Source organism: Pseudomonas sp. GM18 (assembly GCF_000282195.1).
Lineage (GTDB): Bacteria > Pseudomonadota > Gammaproteobacteria > Pseudomonadales > Pseudomonadaceae > Aquipseudomonas.
The window spans coordinates 1-1153 of record NZ_AKJT01000100.1 but is presented as its reverse complement, the minus strand read 5'-3'; the positions used below and the strand labels follow the sequence as shown (position 1 = coordinate 1153).

The 1153-nt window shown below is 56.7% G+C and carries 2 protein-coding genes; both read left to right on the top strand.

The genetic code is table 11. From position 1 onward, the window contains the following. Window positions 1-394: 394 nt before the first annotated feature. Window positions 395-772: a DUF6124 family protein gene (locus tag PMI21_RS04045; protein ID WP_007941175.1), complete on the top strand. Its 378-nt coding sequence runs from the start codon at window positions 395-397 to the stop codon at window positions 770-772. Window positions 773-788: 16 nt separating this feature from the next. Beyond that, window positions 789-1055, top strand: a complete 267-nt coding sequence (locus PMI21_RS04050) for a hypothetical protein (protein WP_007941174.1) — start codon at window positions 789-791, stop codon at window positions 1053-1055. Window positions 1056-1153: the final 98 nt, after the last annotated feature.

Here is a 1153-nt window from a genome sequence, read left to right as displayed (position 1 = left end):
CGAACGCAGCCTCGCAGGCTCGGCAGCTGCTACGGAATCGGGGCGTCCTAGGACGTTAAGTCTGCGCCTTCGTTTGCGTCGGACATTTCCTGCAAGACGTAGCGCACTCCATGAACTATCGCCCCATCGACTGCCCGGATAACCTTCTTCTGCCGCTGCAAAATCAGTGGTCGGATGTGGAAGTCCGGTGAGTACCGAGAGCGCATGTGCACCTGTAAACACATGTTGGCGTTTTTTTATGCCAACATTGTTGCTTATGGCGGCTGTGCGCAGGAGCGCTCTTGAGTGCACTGGGTTTCTCTCGGTATCCCGGACTTCCACACCTGCGTACAGCTGCCACCCTCTCTGTGGAAGTGAGATCGGCAGTTTTTTTAATTACCGAGGTTCTTCGCACATGAAAAAATTAAGTCCCAACCCTCCCGAAACTCCAACCGATTCCGATCCCCTCGATCCCGTTCCACTTTCCGAAATCACCGAACCCGCCATCACCGCTCGCTTACGTTACCCCAGGCGCGCCGACCCGATCAGCCACATCTTCACCATCGTCCCCGGCGTCGACACACAAACCCTGCTAAGCCACGCCTGCGAAACCCTCGCGTCCCTGAATGTCCTGATCACGGATCTGGCCTGCAAGCTGGAAAGCTCCAACCGCAACGTGGCGCTGTCGATTCAGCAGTTGGCGGTGGTAGCCGAATTGCTGGTGAACCGCGCACTGGACACTATCGATCCGCCCGAAGGCGCAACTGCAGTTCAGCCAGGCACTCAACATTGATCAGGGAGGTTCGGTTATGGCTCGATACATGCCGATTACGGGCATCGACTGCAAAATCCCGTCGTTGCTGATTGATACCGAAGCACCTGTGGATGTGTTGCATGACACGGCGGCCTACCGCATCAGAAGCGTGACTCAACTACTGGAAACCCTCTCCATCGGCGAGGGGATCAGCCGCGATGCATTGCTGCTGCAGGATTTCGCGCGGGTGCTGGCGATTCCGCTGCGCGACGGTTGTGATTTGATGGATGTGATCGGGCGACGATTGCAGGCACAGATTTAAATGCAGTAACGAAAATGGGCGACCTCAACAGGTCGCCCATTTTGTTTACCCCCAGATATCCGTAGCAGCTGCCGAGCCTGCGAGGCTGCGTTCGGCTG